This window comes from Plebeiibacterium sediminum (assembly GCF_026013605.1).
Classification (GTDB): Bacteria; Bacteroidota; Bacteroidia; order Bacteroidales; family Marinilabiliaceae; genus Saccharicrinis; species Saccharicrinis sediminus.
Map to the genome: position 1 here is coordinate 1 of NZ_JAPDPJ010000199.1, position 1415 is coordinate 1415.

The 1415-nt window shown below is 37.7% G+C and carries 1 protein-coding gene; it reads left to right on the forward strand.

Annotated features, from left to right (window positions below; all coding sequences use genetic code 11):
* Positions 1 to 70: 70 nt before the first annotated feature.
* Positions 71 to 1415 (forward strand): IS21 family transposase (istA, locus tag OM075_RS25035; RefSeq protein WP_301193299.1); only part of this gene is annotated, 1345 nt, incomplete at its 3' end.

Genomic DNA, 1415 nt, shown 5'->3' on the forward strand with positions numbered 1-1415 from the left:
ACGGAGCATGCTGCCCCCTTGGATTTAGGTTTAATTAATTAGTAGTTGCAACTACTAATTGATACTGATTATGGCAGGAAAACCTAAAAGAATGAGCCAGGTAAAACAAATACTACAATTACACAGTCAAGGGTGCGGAAATAAAACTATAGCCCGCAATTTAGGCATAAGTAAAAATACGGTTAAAAGCTATTTGAGTAAATACCGTAGTTCTAAACTAAGTCTTGCCACCCTGTTAAAAATGGAAGACCATACTTTGGAAAAAGTCTTTCATCCGGGCAATCCAGCATATAAAGATCAACGTTTCGACGAGCTTAAAAGTAAATTGGATTACTTTGATGCTGAACTCAAAAAACCAGGAGTAACCAAGCAGTTGCTATGGGAGGAATATCGTTTAACCAACCCTACTGGATACAGTTTAAGTCAGTTTAGTTTCCATTTATCACAACACTTGCTGACTAAGAATCCATCCATGGTATTGCAACATGAGCCTGGAGAAAAACTGTTTGTAGACTATGCCGGAAAAAAGCTCTCGTATGTAGATATCACTACAGGAGAAGTTATAGAATGTCAGGTTTTTGTAGCCTGTTTACCATATTCCGATTATAGTTTCTGTATGGCAGTACCCAGTCAGCGCATTGATGATTTTATTTATGCACTTACATGCTGTTTGCAGAGTTTAGGAGGGGCTCCAAAGGTTTTGGTTCCCGACAATCTAAAATCCGCTGTAATAAGAGCCAATAGGTATGAACCAACCATTAATCAGGCACTCGAAGATTTTGCTAACCATTACAATATGGCTGTAGTACCTGCCAGAGCCAGAAAACCCAAAGACAAAGCTCTGGTTGAAAATCAAGTAAAACTCATCTACAATCGGGTATATGCCCGTATTCGGCACCAACAGTTCTTTTCGCTTACAGAACTCAACAATGCCATTAAAGAACATACATTGAAACACAATCAGACCCGGATGCAAAAGCGCGATTACTGTAGAGAAGAGCACTTTTTATCAAACGAAAAATCATTACTACAAGAACTACCCAAAAGGTCTTTCGAAATAAAGTATTACAAGGAATATAAACTTGCTCAAAACAATCATATTTATCTGGGAGAAGATAAGCACTACTACAGTGCCCCATATCAATACATAGGTAAAAAGCTAAAGGTTGTATATACCCGCTCGATGGTGCGCATCTACTATAAATACAACCAAATAGCAGTACATCAACGTAGTTACTCAACAAGAACATACACCACTGATAAAGAACATTTGTGTTCTACTCATCAGCATTATTTAAACCGAAGTCCTGAGTATTATAAAGACAAAGCAATAAAACGCTCTGCAACATTAGGACAACTGGTAGAGATGATTTTTACTCAGAAGAAATATCCAGAACAACTCTATCGTACTTGTG